Annotated in this window: 18 protein-coding genes; 12 read left to right on the forward strand and 6 right to left on the reverse strand. The window is 45.0% G+C overall.

What is annotated here, in order from left to right; all coding sequences use genetic code 11:
- The first annotated feature begins 43 nt into the window (after positions 1-43).
- The gene (locus KOD92_RS12650; RefSeq protein ID WP_215233932.1) at positions 44-1,486 is read left to right on the forward strand and encodes an efflux transporter outer membrane subunit; all 1,443 of its coding nucleotides are present in this window, start codon (positions 44-46) and stop codon (positions 1,484-1,486) included.
- A gap of 11 nt (positions 1,487-1,497) precedes the next feature.
- Here KOD92_RS12650 and KOD92_RS12655 read toward each other — a convergent pair whose 3' ends face one another.
- From KOD92_RS12655 to KOD92_RS12665, 3 genes are all read right to left on the reverse strand, one after another.
- Positions 1,498-1,716 carry a hypothetical protein gene (locus KOD92_RS12655; RefSeq protein WP_215233933.1) on the reverse strand — a complete coding sequence of 73 codons (219 nt, stop codon included), beginning with the start codon at positions 1,714-1,716 and terminating at the stop codon, positions 1,498-1,500.
- Positions 1,717-1,939: 223 nt separating this feature from the next.
- Complete coding sequence (locus tag KOD92_RS27720) at positions 1,940-2,239, reverse strand: DsbA family protein (protein ID WP_215233934.1); 300 nt, start codon at positions 2,237-2,239, stop codon at positions 1,940-1,942.
- Complete coding sequence (locus KOD92_RS12665) at positions 2,190-2,663, reverse strand: hypothetical protein (RefSeq protein WP_215233935.1); 474 nt, start codon at positions 2,661-2,663, stop codon at positions 2,190-2,192. Before KOD92_RS12665 ends, KOD92_RS27720 begins: the two co-directional genes overlap by 50 nt.
- Positions 2,664-2,974: 311 nt before the next feature.
- On the opposite strand from KOD92_RS12665, the gene KOD92_RS12670 reads away from it, so the two are divergent.
- Positions 2,975-3,199, forward strand: coding sequence for a helix-turn-helix domain-containing protein (locus KOD92_RS12670; RefSeq protein ID WP_255567388.1), 225 nt, complete (start codon positions 2,975-2,977; stop codon positions 3,197-3,199).
- A 129-nt stretch (positions 3,200-3,328) separates the two neighbouring features.
- Positions 3,329-3,721: a hypothetical protein gene (locus KOD92_RS12675; RefSeq protein WP_215233937.1), complete on the forward strand. Its 393-nt coding sequence runs from the start codon at positions 3,329-3,331 to the stop codon at positions 3,719-3,721.
- A gap of 52 nt (positions 3,722-3,773) precedes the next feature.
- Here KOD92_RS12675 and KOD92_RS12680 read toward each other — a convergent pair whose 3' ends face one another.
- Positions 3,774-5,903, reverse strand: a complete 2,130-nt coding sequence (locus KOD92_RS12680; RefSeq protein ID WP_215233938.1) for a carboxy terminal-processing peptidase — start codon at positions 5,901-5,903, stop codon at positions 3,774-3,776.
- A gap of 13 nt (positions 5,904-5,916) precedes the next feature.
- Positions 5,917-6,675 carry an FKBP-type peptidyl-prolyl cis-trans isomerase gene (locus tag KOD92_RS12685; protein ID WP_215233939.1) on the reverse strand — a complete coding sequence of 253 codons (759 nt, stop codon included), beginning with the start codon at positions 6,673-6,675 and terminating at the stop codon, positions 5,917-5,919.
- Positions 6,676-6,977: 302 nt separating this feature from the next.
- Between KOD92_RS12685 and atpA the strand changes: the two genes are divergently transcribed.
- The 7 genes from atpA to KOD92_RS12720 all read left to right on the forward strand — a co-directional run bounded on the left by atpA (position 6,978) and on the right by KOD92_RS12720 (position 13,939).
- On the forward strand, positions 6,978-8,555 hold the full coding sequence (atpA, locus tag KOD92_RS12690) for a F0F1 ATP synthase subunit alpha (protein WP_215233940.1): 1,578 nt from the start codon (positions 6,978-6,980) through the stop codon (positions 8,553-8,555).
- A gap of 87 nt (positions 8,556-8,642) precedes the next feature.
- Positions 8,643-9,527 (forward strand): ATP synthase F1 subunit gamma, encoded by an 885-nt coding sequence (gene atpG, locus KOD92_RS12695; protein ID WP_215233941.1) that lies wholly within the window; start codon positions 8,643-8,645, stop codon positions 9,525-9,527.
- A gap of 93 nt (positions 9,528-9,620) precedes the next feature.
- Positions 9,621-10,352: an outer membrane lipoprotein-sorting protein gene (locus KOD92_RS12700; protein WP_215233942.1), complete on the forward strand. Its 732-nt coding sequence runs from the start codon at positions 9,621-9,623 to the stop codon at positions 10,350-10,352.
- A 127-nt stretch (positions 10,353-10,479) separates the two neighbouring features.
- Positions 10,480-11,007 carry a YceI family protein gene (locus tag KOD92_RS12705; protein ID WP_215233943.1) on the forward strand — a complete coding sequence of 176 codons (528 nt, stop codon included), beginning with the start codon at positions 10,480-10,482 and terminating at the stop codon, positions 11,005-11,007.
- 180 nt (positions 11,008-11,187) lie between these two features.
- Positions 11,188-12,183: a mevalonate kinase family protein gene (locus KOD92_RS12710; RefSeq protein WP_215233944.1), complete on the forward strand. Its 996-nt coding sequence runs from the start codon at positions 11,188-11,190 to the stop codon at positions 12,181-12,183.
- A gap of 182 nt (positions 12,184-12,365) precedes the next feature.
- The gene (gene galU, locus KOD92_RS12715; protein ID WP_215233945.1) at positions 12,366-13,229 is read left to right on the forward strand and encodes a UTP--glucose-1-phosphate uridylyltransferase GalU; all 864 of its coding nucleotides are present in this window, start codon (positions 12,366-12,368) and stop codon (positions 13,227-13,229) included.
- Between the two features lie 20 nt (positions 13,230-13,249).
- On the forward strand, positions 13,250-13,939 hold the full coding sequence (locus KOD92_RS12720; protein ID WP_215233946.1) for an SDR family NAD(P)-dependent oxidoreductase: 690 nt from the start codon (positions 13,250-13,252) through the stop codon (positions 13,937-13,939).
- Between the two features lie 41 nt (positions 13,940-13,980).
- Here KOD92_RS12720 and KOD92_RS12725 read toward each other — a convergent pair whose 3' ends face one another.
- Entirely contained in the window at positions 13,981-15,285 is a 1,305-nt protein-coding gene (locus KOD92_RS12725) for a hemolysin family protein (protein WP_215233947.1), read from the reverse strand.
- A gap of 193 nt (positions 15,286-15,478) precedes the next feature.
- Here KOD92_RS12725 and KOD92_RS12730 point away from each other — a divergent pair, with 193 nt between their 5' ends.
- Both KOD92_RS12730 and KOD92_RS12735 read left to right on the forward strand, forming a co-directional pair.
- Positions 15,479-16,039, forward strand: coding sequence for a Uma2 family endonuclease (locus KOD92_RS12730; RefSeq protein ID WP_215233948.1), 561 nt, complete (start codon positions 15,479-15,481; stop codon positions 16,037-16,039).
- A gap of 119 nt (positions 16,040-16,158) precedes the next feature.
- Positions 16,159-19,602: a DUF7133 domain-containing protein gene (locus KOD92_RS12735; protein WP_215233949.1), complete on the forward strand. Its 3,444-nt coding sequence runs from the start codon at positions 16,159-16,161 to the stop codon at positions 19,600-19,602.
- The last annotated feature ends 66 nt before the right edge of the window (positions 19,603-19,668 follow it).

A 19,668-nucleotide genomic window follows, 5' to 3' on the forward strand; every position in this document is an offset into this window, starting at 1 on the left:
GTCGGACATATTCCGGCTGCCTTCTTACATAAAATCTTATTTAATGAAAACTTATCAAAGGCGATATTCGCTGCTAGTAGTGGGCGCGCTGCTTTTTCTTTCAGGTTGCAAACTAATGCGGCCTGTCGAGCAGGCTTCCGGGATAAAAACACCTCCTGCATTCGCAGACCAATCCGATTCAACAGGAATAGGCTCTATTCAGTGGAGATCATTTTTCCAGGATCAGCAACTGGTAGCGCTGATAGACACTGCTTTACAGCAAAACCTGGATTTGAGAATGGCGGCTCAAAGGATTGAGCAAGCCAGAACGAACATTCTGATCGCGCAGGGTGCAATGCTGCCCGCTGTTACCGGCGAGATTTCAGGTGGAGGCAGGAAGTTCGGAGATTACACAATGGACGGAGTTGGTAACTATGATACTAATTTTTCCGATAACATAGATGCAGACAGAAGATTGCCGGCACCGTTCCTTCCCGACTATTTTGTGGGTTTGAGAAGCTCCTGGGAGATCGATATCTGGGGAAAATTAAAAACGCAGAAAAAAGCTGCATACACTCGGTTTTTAGCATCTGAAAAAGCCCGCCAGGCAATTGTGACGGGGCTGATCGCGCAAATAGCGTCTTCTTATTATGAGTTGATAGCATTGGATGCTGAATTGAATATTATCCGTAAAAACATCATCTTGCAACAATCCGCGGTCGAAACTGTGAAGATTCAAAAGGAAGGCGGACGGGCAAACGAGTTGGGTGTACGACAACTGACAGCACAGCTGCTGAATACGCAGAGTCTTGAATTCGAGATCCAGCAAAAGATCACTGAAACGGAAAATAACCTGAACCTGCTGCTCGGACGTTTTCCCCAACCAATAGCCCGCGGGACCGCGCAGCAGCAAACTTTCCCGCAAACCGTCGTGACGGGTATTCCAGCCAATATGCTAAAAAGAAGGCCGGATATTCAGCAGGCACAGCTCGATCTGCTCGCTAACTATTCTGAGCAACAGGCAGCTCAACTGGCGTTTTTGCCATCGCTTAATATCACTGCGTTTCTTGGTTTCAATGCTTTTAAGAGCAATCTGTTGTTTTCTCCGGGTTCGATCGCCTACAATGCACTGGGAGGTTTGGTCGGGCCGCTTGTAAATCGCAAGGCTTTAAAGGCGGGACAAAAAAGATCTGAGGCAGCCAGTCTGGAAGCGTTGTATGCTTATAACAAGTCGGTTCTTAACGGTTTTCAGGAAGTTAGCACAAGTTTGAAAAAGATTGAGAACACAAAAAGGATCAATGACTTCAAAACGCAGGAAGTGGAAGTTTTACAGCAAGCTGTCGCGACCTCAAAAGACCTTTTCCTGACCGGCTACGCATCTTACCTGGAAGTTATCACAGCCCAGCGAAGCGTACTCGAAGCCGAGCTTAATCTGACTGAAGTACAGAAACAGCAATTTTTAGGGCTAATTGAACTGTACAGATCGCTTGGCGGTGGCTGGGAGTAAGTTCAGTGAAATCAGTAAGGATAAACATTACTTTTCACCTGAACGTACGGAGAAGCGCTATTTCCGATAATGCTATCCTTAATTACATAAAGCTGCATGCTGTCCAGACTGATTTTCAACTGAGCCAAATTCTGTAATGCTGCTTCGTCGACATTAGTATATTGCCCACTCCAACCGCTGCCGGGATCTTCACAAACTGTCAGCAACTTGCCGGAGGGGTAGTAATTCAAGATGTAATTTCCCGGCTTCCTGGCCGCTACTTAATAATATTCCTTCGACTTGTCTGAGTTGGAATAGTGTTCATAAAACTTCCCGATAGCCTGGCTCTGCCAGGCTTCTCGCTTTTCTGTATTAAAATATATGGTTTCAACAGTTCGATCGATAGGATCAGAACATGCCAAAAGCAGTGCAAGACCAGCAAAAAAAGTAAATAGGAATATGTTTTTCATGGGGCTAAGGTTTTATGAAAAGGTCATTCATAAAACGCTCAATAGCGTCAAAAGTTAACGGGCCGTAATAAACACGATCGTTGATCAGCATTGTGGGCGTTGAAGTGATTCCTAATGAGCGCAAGTTATTCATGCTTAACGAAATTCGAGAAACTAGCTTTAGAGAATCCTTACAGGCCACATTTCTTAATCCCAGTTTATCATAAATCTGTGAGAAATCAATAGGGTCAACAGGCACGCTTTCGTACAGTAGATCATGCGCCTCCCAAAACCTCCCGTGTTGCGCCGCACATTCTGCTATCATAACGGATCTTTAAATGCTTTTGATAACTTGATTCTAGAATTTTCGCACCTTCATCAGTTTTCAAATCGACGAGATTCAATGGATTTGCTTCGTCGAATACTCCGTTCTGTAATCCGTTTACCTTGATATATTCTTTTAAACTAATCTTCTCTCCTATCCTCATAGTCCCAGCGGCTAATGCAGAATCAAACGAAATATTTCGCGCTTTTGCGTCAATTTCAATCAATTTCCTGGCGATAATCTCGGTAGTCGCTATCGACCGCGCGTCATAAATCGCAGAAAGGTATTCATGCAGCGAATTGCTGATCAGGTTGTCAACCTCTCTTAAATAGATTTTATTTCCCTCAACTTCTGCTGCAACTTCCCCAGCATTTTCACAACCAGGCACAAAGAAGATTAGCAACGTACATTTCAGCAGAAGCATTAAGCACTTTTTCAATACCATAATGAATCAGGCTACCGTGCTCTTCTGATATTAAAAGTTGTGTTTCCAGGGTCATTTGTGCGATTTACACCATATCCTTGAATATGGTCTGCATTGGTTGCCACGCTCGTAAGCCAGTCCACAGAATATAGTTGATTTACATCAGCAAAGAGAAATATTCTGACAGCCACGACAAAAATAAAATGGTTGTAGTAAACACTTTGATGAGTTGTATTTTACAACTTGATCGCAGGATCGTTTTATTATATTTTGCAGACTTTAACACGCACACTAACTCTATGAATAGATCTATGCCTGACTTTAGTGAAAAAATTAGGGCAATTAGAATGATGAAAGGAATCAAGCAGATTGAGATCGCACAATTGCTAAATGTTCGCCAGCAATCAATCAGTAAGCTTGAAAATGGCAAGATTCACATAGCCGATTGCGTTGCACTTAAAATTGCCAATTATCTAGGCTTCGAGTCGCCCGAAGAAATGGCGCTATTCTACGAAAAGCATATTGACCGCAAATAACGAAGCTTTCCACTCCTTTGGATAACGCGTTGTAAGCGTATAATCAATAGTTAACAAGTTCCTCTCAATTTCCATCACATTTGGAACTCCCAAAAACAGATAAAACCGTCCGGCCTTAAAGACCCGCCTATGCTTTTAAAAGCAAGAACCATGTATCTCGCATTTATCATTTTGCTACTGGCTCTTGCCATTCATCACACTGAAAAAGAACGTGCGGCAGCTGGTAAAATCGAATCAAGTCGTCGAGCCCGTTTGCATTTACTGATAAATAATTTACGGTCAGAGTGTCTGTCGGGCAGATTGGATCAGGCTGATAATACGATGATGGATATTAGGCTAGAATGGCCTACTCAACTGGAATTCAAACAGAATGCTTTCGATTACTTTCCGCCAGATAGCCTTCATAAGCTCGATTCATTGGTAAAACAGCTTCCCATTGCGTATAAGAATAAGCGGACAATTCAACTCTTGTTGCTAGAAATCAAGTATGTGGACGAGAAGCTGGACAGAATCCCTGAATAAACAAAAAAAGCAGCCCGAAACGAGCTGCTTTCATATTGACTGCTTTATTTAATTATTGTTTCTTCTTGTTCCCGGCGAAGCTTGGCTCTTTGGAAATTACGATCAGGTCGGCTAGCATTCTGCCGGTTTCTGTCAGGTAAATATCCTTTTTCTTTTTGGCCTCCTTTGGCGCTTCTGCTGCTTTTGGATCAGCATCTTCGTCCTCTTCTCCATCGGTAGTATCTTCACCAAGTTGCTTCATGGCAGCTCTTTTCTTCTCAGCTTCATCCCTTTCGATCTTCCTTTTGGATTCTTGCAAAGAGACAATCTTATTTTCGCGGGCTACTTTGAATTCTTCCAGCGTCTTAGCCAATGTTTTCAATTCTTCGTCCGACTTCAACCGTTGCTTGTATTTGTCGCGAAGCTGGTCGATCACTTTTGGATTGATGTTATTCGCCAGGTCATATCTTGATGACGGAATCTGATCCCAAGGCAATGCACTTGGCTGAGAACCTTCACCGTATTCATTTTCCTTAAATGCAGTAGGTAATTCCAGATCCGGCATCACACCTTTCAATTGCGTGCTGCTTCCGTTGATCCGGTAAAATTTCGCTACTGTCAACTTCACCTGTCCAAGCTGATCCGTTTCTTTCGGCACCCACTGGTTGAGATCAATCAGGGTTTGTACGGTACCTTTTCCGTAGGTCTGCTCGCCGACGATGATACCACGCTTATAATCCTGGATCGCCGCTGCGAAAATCTCCGATGCAGAAGCACTGAACCTATTAACCATAACAGCCATAGGACCATCATAAGCAATTGCAGGATCATTATCAGATTGAACTTCAATTTCACCCTGACCCTCTTTCACCTGAACAACCGGGCCTCTGTTGATAAATAATCCTGTCAAAGAAACCGCCTCAGTCAACGAACCACCGCCATTATTTCTCAGGTCGATCACAATACCATCGACATTTGAAGCCTGTAATTCAGTTATCAACTTTTGAACGTCACGAGTTGTGCTTGAAAATTCCTTTTCCTTGTGCTGCGCGCCTTCGAAGTCGCGGTAGAACAATGGAATATCAATCACTCCTATCTTAAAGGTTTTGTTTGAATTATTTACAGAAACAATCTCGCTTTTCGCACGCTGCTCTTCCAGCTTGATCTTTTCACGAACCAGACGATATTCCTTCGGCGTAGATCCGGGCAATGCATCTGCTGATATTACCTGCAAACGTACTACGGTCGATTTCGGGCCTTTGATCAGCTTTACAGCATCGTCAACAAACCAGCCTATGATATCAACCATTTTACCCTCGTCGCCTTGCGCAACTGCTACGATCTTATCTTCCTTTTTGAGTTGCTTTCCCTTAAATGCAGGTCCGCCCGGAATTACTTCAACGATCTTTATATAATTATCTTCTTCCCGAAGCAATGCACCAATACCTTCCAGAGACTGGCTCATTTCCTGCTTGAAACGGTCTGCGGAAGTAGGCGCCATGTAGCTGGTATGCGGGTCCATAGACTCTGCATAAGCATTCATAAACATTTGAAAAACTTGTTCAGTACGAATACGGCCCAATGCACGATCGCGGTTTTTGTAGCGATCACGAAGTGTTGAAATTACTGCTGTATCTGCTTTTCCTGAAAGTTTCAGATCCAGCGCTTCACTTTTTAGGTATTTGCGCCAGGTATCATTCAGCTCATCGGTATTTTTGGCCCAGGCAGCTTTTTCCCTATCCGTGTCCATAGATTCGTCAGCTGTGAAATCAAATGGTTTCGGCTGCCCCAGGAGATTTTGAATGTAATCACTTCTTTCTTTGTAGCGTTTTCTGAAAACGTTGTAGATCTGAAAGGGTACGTCCAGTTCGCGTTTCTGCAAATAGTCATCGAAGGAATTTTTGTATTGCTCAAAATTATTAAGATCCTCTGCCAGATAATACAGCTTTCCGTGATCTATTCCATCAATATACTTATCAAAAATCGCAGCTGACAGCGAGTCGTTTAATTTGGTCTTTCTATAATGATAACTTGACAAAATACGCGTAGTCAACTCCTCCGCTTTGTATTGAGCAGGGATTGGCTTGATATCGTCCTCCATGGAGGTACCAACAGCAGGCACTGTCGTCGCATGATCCTGAACAGGGCCCCATTGCCATCCGAGCAACACAACCGGAATAAGAGTGATTAGGTACTTTCTCATTGTTGATGTTTTCCTATTTAACAATTTCTAATAATTCGACCTCGAACACCAATGCGGAATAAGCGGGTATCTGAGGTCCTGCGGCGCGTTCGCCGTAAGCAAGGTCGTAGGGTATAAACAGTTTCCATTTCGAACCTACGGGCATTAACTGAAGCGCTTCTGTCCATCCTTTAATTACACCATTTACAGGAAACTCAACCGGCTCTCCACGGTCAACAGAACTGTCAAAAATCGTTCCATTTGTAAGCGTGCCGTGGTAATGCGTTTTCACCTTGTCGGTCGCCGCAGGTTTGGGCCCGTCGCCGGTTTTGATAACCTCATATTGCAAGCCGCTTTCAGTGGTGGTTACGCCAGTGCGCTTTTTATTTTCTTCCAAAAATTTTTGTCCTTCGGTACGAACTCCTGCTCCTTTTTCTTCCATGATTTTCTGAAAATAGCTACCTATAAATGCATTGGCTTCGTCTGCCGTGAATACCGTCTTGCCACCTTTCAACGCTGCGTTGATCGTTTTTGTAAGCACTTCTGTATTAATATTTTCCACACCCTGTGAGGCCAGCGAACCTGAAAAGCTTACTCCGATCGCGGCTGACAAAGAATCCATCTGATTTTTGAGTACTAATGGAGTTGCTGCTGCTTTTGTGGTTGCTGCCGGCGCTTTCTTTACCGGGGTGGTAGGTTTAGTTGTTTTCTTGATAGTCTGTGCATTGCTTTCCGCCGTTACAAAAAATCCTAGTACCAACGCTGCTAAAATGGTTTTTTCTAATTTGTACATTATACTGACTGGTGGACGATAAAATAATATTTTCTAGATATAAGTGACATTAACGAATTCAATTACAACAAAAACACAAATAGTACCTAAAAAAGTTTTAAAAATGTTCCCAAAGACTGACAAACGGTAAACAACGTTGCACAAGCCTTTGCGAGCAGCACACTTGGAAAAATCTAATTTATTTAAGGGCGTTTATTCCTAATTATAGTATCCAAAACATTCTGTTTTTACCAGAATTAAACACTACCTTTGCGGCAGTTTTCAAAAACTTACTACTATACTCTAAATAAGTCAATTATACTATGGTATCTGTTAGACCGGATGAAGTTTCGGCTATCCTGCGCGAACAACTCGCAGGCGCCAGATCAGAAGCAGAGCTCGAAGAAGTAGGCACAGTTCTCCAGATTGGTGACGGTGTAGCCCGCATTTACGGACTCTCCCAGGTACAGGCAGGTGAGCTGCTTGTTTTCGAGACAGGCCTTAAAGCCTTGGCTCTCAACCTGGAAGAAGACAATGTCGGAGCCGTTTTGCTTGGAGATTTCAGTGACATTAAGGAAGGCGCGACAGTAAAGCGTACGAAAGAAATTGCCTCTGTAAAGGTAGGTGATGGAGTGATCGGACGTGTTGTCAATACCCTTGCTGAACCCATTGACGGTAACGGCCCTATTCTTGGGGACCTTTACGAGATGCCTATCGAGCGTAAAGCTCCTGGTGTTATTTACCGCCAGCCGGTAACAGAGCCTCTTCAGACAGGTATTAAAGCAATCGATGCGATGATTCCTATCGGCCGTGGTCAGCGCGAGTTGATCATTGGTGACCGCCAGACTGGTAAAACAGCTGTGGCGATCGATACGATCATCAATCAGAAAGAATATTTCGACAAAGGCGAGCCGGTTTACTGTATTTATGTAGCCTGCGGCCAGAAAGCGTCGACTATTAAAGGAATTGAAGCAACACTTCGCAAGTACGGTGCAATGGATTACACTGTGATCGTAGCTGCAGGTGCTTCTGATCCTTCTCCAATGCAATTTTACGCGCCGTTTACAGGTGCTGCGATCGGAGAATTTTTCCGTGATACCGGCCGCCCTGCATTGGTTATCTATGATGACCTTTCAAAACAGGCGGTAGCTTATCGCGAAGTCTCTCTGCTGCTGCGTCGTCCTCCGGGCCGCGAAGCTTACCCAGGTGACGTATTTTATCTGCACAGCCGCCTTTTGGAACGTGCTGCAAAAATCATCGCGGATGATAGTATTGCAAGGAATATGAATGACCTTCCCCCATCATTGAAAGGTATCGTGAAAGGTGGTGGTTCATTAACTGCACTCCCGATCATTGAAACCCAGGCTGGTGACGTTTCGGCATATATTCCAACGAACGTAATTTCTATTACCGACGGACAGATCTTCCTTGAATCCAACCTCTTTAACTCAGGTATCCGTCCTGCGATCAACGTAGGTATCTCGGTATCCCGTGTGGGTGGTAATGCGCAGATCAAATCGATGAAAAAAGTATCTGGTACACTTAAACTGGATCAGGCGCAATTCCGCGAGCTAGAAGCTTTCGCGAAATTCGGTTCTGACCTGGATGCGGCTACCAAGCTTGCTATCGACCGTGGTCGTCGTAATCAGGAAGTTTTGAAACAACCTCAATATGCACCAGTTCCTGTTGAACAGCAGGTTGCTACGGTATATGCTTCTACAAAAGGTTTGCTTGATAAAGTAGATGTGAACCGTGTGAAGGAATTCGAAAAAGACTTCCTGACCGTTTTGAGCGGACAATACAAAGAGGCACTTGTTGCATTGCGTGCTGGTAAGCTGGATAACAGCGTTACAGACGTTATCGAAAAGGTTGCCAGAGAAGTTGCTGCTAAATATCAATAATTATTGAGGAGTCAGATTTTTCGTCTGGCTCCTTTCCCATTTATATCCACCGGTGTGGGCACCGGATATGTTTTAAACTTCCAAATAATGGCAAGCTTAAAAGAAGTACGTAGCCGAATTGTTTCGGTAAACTCTACGCAGCAGATCACAAAGGCGATGAAAATGGTCGCTGCTGCGAAACTGCGCAGGGCTCAGGACGGTATCATGCAAATGCGCCCCTACGCCCAGAAATTGAGTGAAATGCTTGCGACTGTCTCTGCCGGAGCAGAAACTTCTGGTGACAGTCCATTAAAGGCGATACGCCCGGTTGAGAAAGTTCTGATCGTAGTGATCACTTCTGACCGTGGGTTGTGCGGTGCTTTTAATACCAATATCATTAAAGCGACATTAGCACTGATCGATCAAAAATATGCTGAACAGGCTCGCAAGGGGAATGTTGAGATATTTGCAATCGGTAAAAAAGGCGCTGAGTCACTCACCCGTCGCGGAATGCTCGTGAATATCGGTTATACCGATTTGTTCGGAAGATTAAGTTTCGTTAATGTGAAACTTGCTGCCGAGGAAATCATGAAAGCATTTACAGACGGTCGCTATGATGCTGTGGATCTGGTTTATAACGAATTTAAAAACGTAGCAACGCAGATCATCCACGCAGACCGGTATTTGCCGATCCCGACTGAAGCAAGACCAGCGAACAGCAAGAAAGCAGAGGTTAACTATATTTTCGAACCCTCTGAGGAAGAAATTCTGACTGAATTGATTCCAAAATCACTTAAAATTCAATTGTACAGAGCGGTTCTGGATTCGAACGCATCAGAACAAGGTGCGCGGATGACCGCAATGGACAAGGCGACTGAAAATGCCCAGGAGCTTTTGAAAGATTTGAAACTGGTTTATAACCGTACCCGTCAGGCCGCAATTACCAAGGAAATCCTTGAAATTGTAGGTGGAGCCGAGGCGCTGAAAAACTAGAAATCAGGAAACTGATCCAATACAAAACGAGCGGACATAAATGTTCGCTCGTTTTTTTGTTGCTATATTTGGTTCATAACAACCATTTCAACAATGAGAAAAACAACCTATTTAAACATATTCTTCCTGCTACTTTCGGCCGGAGTTTTTCAGACGATTTCTGCGCAGAATGTCGATGAAATTGTGGCGAAGCATATTAAGGCAATGGGTGGGGAAGACAAACTTTCCAAACTGCAAAGCATGAAAATCACTGCCGAAATGGATGTGATGAATATGCAGGTACCTATTAATACTACGATCGTTCAAAATCAGGGTTTCAGAAGTGAGACCACTGTGCAGGGAGCAACAATCGTGCAGGCGATTAATGGCAATACCGGCTGGTCGATCAACCCGATGACCGGAAACAACAAAGCTACTGCTCTTCCAGAAGAAGCTGTGAAGTCGATGGCATCGGAGACGGATTTGACGGGATTATATAACTACAAGCAAAAAGGATATCAGCTGACGCTCGACGGTGAAGAAGATTTAGCTGGCGCCAAAGTTTACAAGGTTACTATGACACTGAAAAACGGTGTGAAACGCGTGAACTACATTTCAAAAGACACTTTTTATATCCTTAAAATAATTGCCAAAACCAATGTAAACGGACAGGATATTGAATCTGAAAATGTGCAGTCAGATTTTCGCCAGGTTGACGGCATCTATTATCCTTTTACTTCCGAAGTATCTACTTCTGCTATGCCCGGCACCAAAATGGCGCTTCATATTAAAACGCTTGAAGTCAATCCGAAGATTGATCCCGCCATTTTCGCAATGCCGAACTGATAATCAAGGAAGTTTATTCGATAGATCCCGTACATTTTGTGCGGGATTTTTTTGTTGTTAGGAAACTATTCCTCAAATTTACATGTATATACATTAAATGTTATTACATACATAAACAATACTTGCTATGGCTACTTCAACCTGGGTTATTGACCCGACACATTCAGAAATTCAATTCAAAGTGAAACACCTTGTAATCTCAACAGTTACAGGTGCATTCAAGACTTTCGAAGGATCGGTAGTGACCGAAACAGAAGATTTCGACGGCGCGACTGTTTCGTTTTCAGCTGATACAAACAGCATTGATACCAATCAGGCACAACGCGACGAACACCTTAAATCAGGTGACTTCTTTGAATCAGAAAAATATCCGAAAATTTCATTCACTGGTAAACTGGCAAAATCAGGCAGTGACAGCTATACATTAAAGGGCGATCTGACTATTAAAAGCACTACAAAACCATTCGAATTTGCAGTGGAATACGGTGGCAACATGACCGATTTCTATGGAAATAACAAGTCTGGCTTTGAAGTTGTGGGCAAAATCAACCGGAAAGAATTCGGTCTTGAATGGAGCGCTGTAACTGAAGCGGGCGGCGTAGTAGTTGGAGACGACGTAAAACTGATCGCTAACATTCAGGTAGCGAAGCAATAATATTAAAGTAAACCAGACTCTTCCAGAAAGCGCGGGCAAGCAATTGTCCCGCTTTTTTTGTTTAGCAAGGGTTGGCTTGCATTCTTTCGAGAATTTAAATGCTGTCCTGCTTGCAGGCGGGGGTAGAAATGGCTTTGTATCGTCAATAAGTTATTACTTTTAGCAAAAAAAGACTTTACCTTGATCATTGAAACACGCGCCTACGCCCGCGCAGGGTTACTAGGCAATCCTTCTGACGGATTTTTTGGGAAAACCATATCGATTTCCGTCAGGAACTTCGGCGCTTCCATTTCACTTTACGAGTCCCCGGAGCTACATATTGAGGCTCAGCCACAAGATTTAAGCACCTTCCGGAGCATTTTCCATTTGCGCGATACGGTTAGTATGCTGGGTTATAACGGCGGAATTCCGCTGATCAAAGCCGGTATCAAGAAGTTTGGCGATTATTGTGAGGATCAGGGTATCCGTCTGCCAAACAAAAACTTCACTGTCCGCTATCGCTCGTCCATTCCCCGGCAGGTGGGTATGTCAGGATCAAGTGCGATCGTAGTCGCCCTTTTTCGCGCATTAATGCAGTTTTACAAAGTTGAGATCCCGCTGGAAATCCTCCCGCAGCTTGTGATGGTCACCGAAACGGAAGAGCTTGGTATTACAGCCGGCTTGCAGGATCGCGTGATTCAATGCTACGAAGGCTGCGTGTACATGGATTTTGACAAGGATATGATCGAGCAAAAAGGTCACGGATTGTACGAACGCATTAATCCTGAGCTGCTTCCGAAGCTATATGTCGCTTATAATACCAATCTGAGTAAAGTTTCCGGAAAGGTTCACAGCGACGTGCGAACGAGATTCGACCGGGGCGAGGCGCACGTGATCGACGTACTTGGCAAGATCGCACAAAAAGCGGAAGACGGGAAAAAAGCACTGATGGAAGGCCGGGCGGACGATCTGCATCAGCTTATGAATGAAAATTTCGACCTACGCTGTCAGATTTATAATGTACCCGACTCAAACAAAAGGCTGATCAACGCAGCGCGCGCGTGCGGTGCCTCAGCCAAATTCGCAGGTTCCGGCGGTACGATCATCGGTATTTACCGCGACGACGATATGCTTAACCAACTTTTCGTGCAGCTGAAAAAGCACAATGCAAGGGTTATTAAGCCGTTTGTGGTTTGAGTTTTAGCTTTTAGCTTTTAGCTTTTAGCTTTTAGCTTTTAGCTTTTAGCTTTTAGCTTTTAGCTTTTAGCTTTTAGCGAGAAAACTTAAAACGAACCGATAGTTCAATACTAATACATTTTATTTATAAAAAGCTAACCGCTAAAAGCTAATAGCCAACAGCCAAAAAATACAACTTCAATATGATTCGCAAAGCCGTAATACCTGCTGCCGGACTTGGAACCCGGTTTTTACCAGCTACCAAATCGATGCCGAAGGAAATGCTTCCGATTATCGACATTCCTACTATCCAATATGTTGTACAAGAGGCAGTTGACTCGGGTATTGAAGATATTCTGATCATTTCGGGTAAAGGAAAAAGAGCTATTGAAGACCATTTTGACCGGAATGTGGAGCTGGAAAGCCGCCTGGAAGAGAAAGAAGATCTGCTTTGGTTCAATGAAATGCGCCGACTTGCAGATATGGCAAATGTTCATTTTGTTCGCCAGAAAGAAGCAAACGGACTGGGTGATGCAATTTATTACGCACGTCATCACGTTGGAAATGAACCGTTTGCAGTTTTACTGGGCGATACCATTATGGATTCGGTGATCCCGGTAACGCAGCAATTAATGGACACTTACGAGCAATATGGCGGATCGGTGATCGCGGTGGAGGAAGTGCCCGCCAACAAGGTCAACAGATATGGTATTGTGGGTGGCAAAACGCTTAGTGACTTCATTATGGAGCTTTCGACACTCGTCGAGAAACCTTCGATAGAATCTGCACCTTCGAATCTGGCGATTGCAGGAAGATATATTCTTACACCGGAAATTTTTAATACCATCGAGCAAACGCCAAAAGGAAAAAATAACGAGATCCAGCTGACAGATTCGCTGTTGCTGCTTTTGAAACGCGAGAACATTTACGCGCACCATATCGAAGGCAAGCGCCACGATATTGGCGACAAGCTGGATTATCTTAAAACTACCGTGGAATTTGCATTGAAAAGAAAAGAGTTTGCAGAGCCTTTCCGCAAATTCCTGATTGAAATTCTGGATAAATAGCTTTAATAGTAACCATAACCATGCAAAAACAGATCATTATCAGCGGGGCGACCGGTAATCTGGGCGGAGAGGTTTTGAAAAAACTGTCGGGGCTTGGTTATGGTTTACATATTAATATCAGAGATTCCGGAAAAGCGAAAGACTTTGACCAAAAAACAATTTCCACCTACCCTGCCGACCTTTCAGACGAAACGCAGGCTTTGGGTTTTGTTGAAGATGCTATTAAAAAAGCGGGCAGGATCAATGCGGGTATTTTCCTGGCCGGAGGTTTTGCACCAGGAAAGTTAGCCGACACAACGCCCGCCGATATTGAGAAGATGATCACAATGAACTTCTCGACGGCATTCAATCTGGTAAAACCTTTAAAAGCGCATTTTGAAGCAAATGGGGGTGGCCAGCTCATATTTATCGGCGCACGCCCGGCGCTTGTAGCCGCTCAGGGCGCTGGAAGTTTTGCTTATACCCTATCGAAATCGCTGCTGTTTCAAATGGCTGAGATGATCAATGCAGAAGGGAAAGCCAGCAATATCACTGCCTCGGTTGTTGTTCCGAGCATTATCGACACGCCCGACAACCGGGAAGCAATGCCGGATTCTGATTTTAGCAAGTGGATTTCGACTGCCGATATGGCCGAGGGTATTGCATTTATCCTCAGTGAAACAGGCGGCAAAATGAGAGAAACTGTCTTGAAGCTTTACAATCAGGCGTAGGCTAATTGTTCCCGATCTTTTTCGTTGACTGGAAAGTTTGGTTAAAATAATTCCTGGCTCTCCAGAACCGTAATCTTCACCTGGCTTATCATGCTACGCTGCTTTTTAAGCACGGTAAATTCAAAATGTTTAGTCTTGATTTTTTCACCGACAGCCGGAATGCGGCCGAATTTCCAGATCAGATATCCAGCCAGTGTTTCATAGTCGGCGTGCTTGCTCAGGTCGTGCGGCAACCGATCGTTCAAATCCTGAATTGAGATCGATCCTTGTACCGTAAAGCTGTTATCGCCTTCATTTTTAAGAACCGGCGCTTCGTTGTCATATTCATCCTGGATCTCCCCAACCAGTTCTTCCAAAATATCTTCCATTGTAATAATGCCATCAAAACCGCCATATTCATCCACAATTGCGGCCATTTGCTGACGGTTAACCTGAAAATCTCGCAACAAGGCACCAATAGGTTTTGACCCGTGAACAGTCGAAATCGGCCTGACGAGCTCCTGCAATACGATATCCTTTCCTTGCCGCATTTTTAATAGCAGATCCTTCAAATGCAGCACACCGACGATCTGGTCGAGGGTATCTTCATAAACCGGGATTCTTGAATATCCTTCCTCTATTATTTTTTCCAGTTTAACCTCATTGAAATCGTTGATATCCACACCTACCACCTGCGGTCGCGGGATCATAACCTGTCTGGCGAGACGCTCGGAGAAGTTGAATGCATTTTTAATCAAATCATAATCAGCAGCTTCAATCATTCCACTATCCTTTTGCTGCTGAACCAGATACCGAAGCTCGTCGCTGCTGTGCACTTCACTTCCGTGCGACGGACTGATACCGACAGCTTTCAATATGAAGTTGGCTATCCCATTGAGAATCCAAACAATTGGTCTGAAAACCAGGAAGAAAATATGGAGTGGGTAAGACAATACCAGCGTCGTGGCTTCCGGCCGTTGAATAGCGATTGATTTCGGCGCCAATTCGCCAAAAACAATATGCAAAACGGTGATAATCGCAAATGCAGTGGGTAATGCGATCTGGTGTGCGAGTTCCGGATCCAGGGAAATCCCGACTAATTCCATCGCACCAATCAATATCTTGGAAACAACCGGCTCCCCGATCCACCCAAGTCCAAGGCTCGCCAGCGTAATTCCAAACTGCGTCGCAGCGAGATATCCGTCGAGATTGGCGACAATTTTTTTAGATAAAATGGCCATCTTATTACCCTCCTGCGCCTTTTGCTCCAATTGGGATGCCCGGATTTTCACGATGGCAAACTCGGCAGCAACGAAAAAACCGTTCAGCAGAACGAGCACTAATGTAATTAAGACCTGGATAGCCATTCAAAAAGTTTATGAGTAACGAAATGCGCACTGAGCTGCATTCTAACAAAAAATTATACCATTGAGAAATCCTTCTGCTAACCGGGGGATTTCAGTGTGCCGCCAAGATGACTTTGATAGTAATGTACGGCTTAGTAAATTTATGCTAGCCTATTTGATCATTTGCAAAGTAACTATAACAACTCAGTCAGTTATGATACTTCGTTCCCCATCATCAGTTTTACCGCGCACCCTGGATGAATTTCAGGAGTGGGAATCCGTCGATGGCTTTAAATATGAATGGAACGACGGTAAAATTATTCGATTCGGGAAATTGAAAAAGAAGCATTTGTTTATCATCAGGCGTCTGCAGCAGTTATTTTACAGGACTGTCGCTTTTCAAAAAGGGTCTGCGCTAATTATGGAGCAGGATGTAATGCTTAGCGGCATTCAAATGCGGCGCCCGGACCTTGCCTATTTCAGCGGAACCCAAATTGATGCTTCTTTAACCTCGGAGAAAGAACCTATACCTGAATTTCTGATTGAGGTGATCTCCCCTACCGATGACGCTGAAAACGTTGAAGAAAAATTAGTCGAATATTTCAATGCAAATGTGAAAGTCGTCTGGCACATTTACCCTGAAAATGAGGTGGTGTACGTTTATACCTCCCGCAAAAACGTCTTCATTTGTACCGATTTGGATATATGCTCTGCCGCGCCGGTTATGCCGGACTTTGCGATCTCAGCCAGAGAACTCCTTTCAACTTCCGTTTAAATAAAATCCCCCGCCCTGCCAGTTCTATCTTAGAAAAAGCTCAATTTTTCGAGCTTTTTGATTACTTTGTATGCGTTTTCTCAATGAAAACACATTATTCCGCATAAGCAATTATCTCAATGATCCCCAAAATCCAACTTAAAAAACCTTTACTACTTCTTGCTGCGACCACGGTGGTTGTGGTGTCTTGTATGAAAATGGCGCCGACCGGCTCAACTTACAAGGCGGGCAAGACTTCTAAAACGAATAGCACCGCACTTGTTATCAAGGAAGATGCGGCGACCGGAAAAGCGAGGGCGAAAGAAATTCGTGAAAAAACTTCGATTAAACTGGCTGACGGGCTGAAACTCGACCTTTGGGCGTCGGATTCACTTGCACCCGATCCCGTTGCAATAGCGATGGATGACTGGGGTAATGTGTATCTGAACCGGACCAACCGTCAGAAAAACTCGGAATTCGACATTCGCGGTCACCAGAACTGGATGACAGCTTCTATCGGCCTGCAAACTGTGGAGGAGCGCCGTGCATTCCTGCGCAGCACTTTTGCACCAGAAAAAAGCAAGGAAAATAACTGGCTGAAAGACCTCAACGGCGACGGCTCGCACGATTGGAAAGACCTTGCAGTGGAAAAAGACGAGGTTTGGAAAATTCAGGATACGGACAATGACGGTATTGCCGATGTTTCGACAAGAATATTGGACGATTTCTTTGAAGAAGTAAGTGACGTAGCCGGTGGGCTGCTGATACGCGCGAAAGATGCATTTGTTGCGATCGCGCCGGACTTGTGGAGACTTAGAGATACAAATGGCGACGGTGTGCTTGACGAAAAAACGTCGATCAGCCACGGTTATGGCGTACATATTGGCTTCGGCGGACACGGTATGTCGAACCCGATCGAAGGTCCGGACGGAAAGATCTACTGGAACATCGGTGATATCGGTGCCAATATCACAACAGCCGAAGGTGTGAAACATGAACATCCTAATTCGGGTATCATCGCGCGTTCCAATCCAGATGGAAGCGATTTCGAGGTTTTTGCACACGGACTACGCAATACGCACGAGTTTGTTTTTGATGAATATGGAAACCTGATCAGCTCCGATAACGATGGGGATCATCCGGGAGAAAGCGAGCGTCTGGTACACGTGGTGGAAGGTTCTGATGCAGGCTGGCGGTCGAACTGGCAGTATGGAAAATATACAGATCCAAAGAACAACAATTATAAAGTGTGGATGGACGAACAGCTGTTCAAACCCCGCTGGGAAGGTCAGGCTGCATATATTATCCCGCCGATCCAGAATTTCAAAAATGGCCCGACCGGAATGCAATACAACCCGGGTACCGCGCTGGGTTCGGAATGGAAAAATAAATTCTTCCTCGTTGAATTCGTAGGTAACCCCGCCCGCTCGCCGATCTGGGCATTTGGACTGAAACCGAAAGGCGCTTCTTTTGTTTTAAATGGTGAAAAAAATATCCTCTCCGGCATTCTGCCAACCGGCATTCGCTTCGGCCCGGACGGTGCATTATATGTAGCCGACTGGATCAATGGCTGGGATACTAAAAACTACGGCCGCGTTTGGAAACTGGATGTTACCGAAGAAAAAAATGACCTGAAAGCGCTGCGTGCGGAGACTAAAAAACTAATGCAGCTTAACTATCCCGAGCAAAATGACGATATGCTGCTGAAATTGTTATCTAACCAAGATATGCGTATCCGGCAGAAAGCGCAGTTTGAGCTGGCTTCACGCGGCGCAAAAGGCGCTCCGGTATTGAGCAAGGCGATCGCACAAACTGCAAACCAATTCGGCCGGATCCACGGAATATGGGGAATGGGCCAACTGGCAAGCATAGATAAGTCTTACGCGAATGTTTTAATGACATTACTGAAAGATTCGGATGAAGAAATTGCAGTTCAAGCTGCCAAAGTTCTGGGCGATGCGCGCATTGCGGAAGCTGGCCCGATGCTGATCCCGATGCTTTCAAGTAAAAACCCACGTGCACAGTTCTTTGCGGCGCAGGCACTAGGTCGTATCAAGTCGAAAGAGGCAGTTACGCCGATATTGAATATGCTCAAAGCGAATAATGACCAGGACGTTTATATTCGTCATGCGGGCGTTTTGGCACTGTCACGTATCGGAGACGCCGAACCAATTCTGGCACTTTCAAACAGTCCCGAAAAATCGCTTCGTACAGCGGCTGTATTGGTTTTGCGCAGAATGAAAAATGACAAGATCAGCGTTTTCCTGAAAGACAAAGACGAATATATCGTAGCAGAAACGGCTCGTGCGATCAATGACGACCTTTCAATCCCAAATGCATTACCTGCACTTGCGGCTACTTTAAACAATAAGAACTTCAAATCCGAACCGTTACTTCGTCGCGCGATCAATGCTGCATTAAGAGTAGGCGGCGACGCGCAATTGAACGATCTGATTGCTTTTGCAAAACGCACGGACGTGGAAAAGGAGATCAGGGCTGAGGCACTTGCTACCCTCGGAACGTGGGCGAGCCCGTCTGTAATGGACCGTGTGGATGGACGCTACCGGGGTGTGGTGGAAAGAAATGCCGCTACGATCAAAGGTAAAGTTCAACCGATTGTTGCTGACCTTTTGCAGGATAGTGACCCGACTGTTTTGATCGCTACTGCGCAAATGTTGACGAATCTGGGTATAACCGACAGCAATGAATCTCTTGCTAAAATCCTGAATGACAACAAGGATCCGAAAGTGCGTGCGGCAATGCTTGTGGCGCTCAACAACCTGAAATATTCAGGAATGGAAACTGTTATGAAAAAGGGTATGACGGATCCCGACGCCGACGTGCGTACTGCTGCCCTGGGTATGGTTGGAAGTGTAACTATGTCAAAAGAAACACTTACTGATATTTCAAACGCGATTTTTGAAAAAGGCAGTGTGAGAGAACAACAGCAAATGCTGAAAGTGCTGGGAAGTTTGCCGGTAGCAAAAACGGAAACTATCCTGACCGATCTGATCGGAAGGATGACCGATAAAAAACTACCGCCAAGCCTTGCGCTGGATTTGGGAGAAGCGATTGATTCAACTAAGTCAACTTCACTGATCGCGAAACTGGCTCCCCTGCGCACAAGTGGCGCTTCTGTGGCTGACTACCAGGATGCATTGTACGGCGGGAATGCCCAGCTGGGTCGCCGTTACTTTCTGACCAGCTCGGCAGCCGAATGCTCCAGGTGTCACTCGATCGGCGGACAAGGCGGAGAAGTTGGACCTTCACTTTCGAACATTGGCAATGTACTTACCCGTGAACAAATTTTGCAGGCACTCGTAGAACCAAGCGCGCGGTTGTCGCCGGGTTACGGAATGGTCGTGCTGACGCTTAAAGACGGAACCAGCGCGGCGGGAATCCTGGCGCAGGAAAACGAACACGAGCTGGTACTGAAAACCTCGGAAGCCGAGCCGCTGAAAATTGCGACGGCGCGGATTGCGAAACGCGAAAACGTTCCTTCCAGCATGCCGCCGATGGGCTCGATCATGTCGAAGAGGGAAATCAGAGATGTAGTCGAGTTTTTATCAGGATTGAAAAAATAATTGATAGTTTTAGCCCGGATGAAAATCCGGGCTTTATTTTGCCTTTTCCGTGCGATTAGCAGGCAT

Source organism: Dyadobacter linearis, from assembly GCF_907165045.1.
Lineage (GTDB): Bacteria > Bacteroidota > Bacteroidia > Cytophagales > Spirosomataceae > Dyadobacter > Dyadobacter linearis.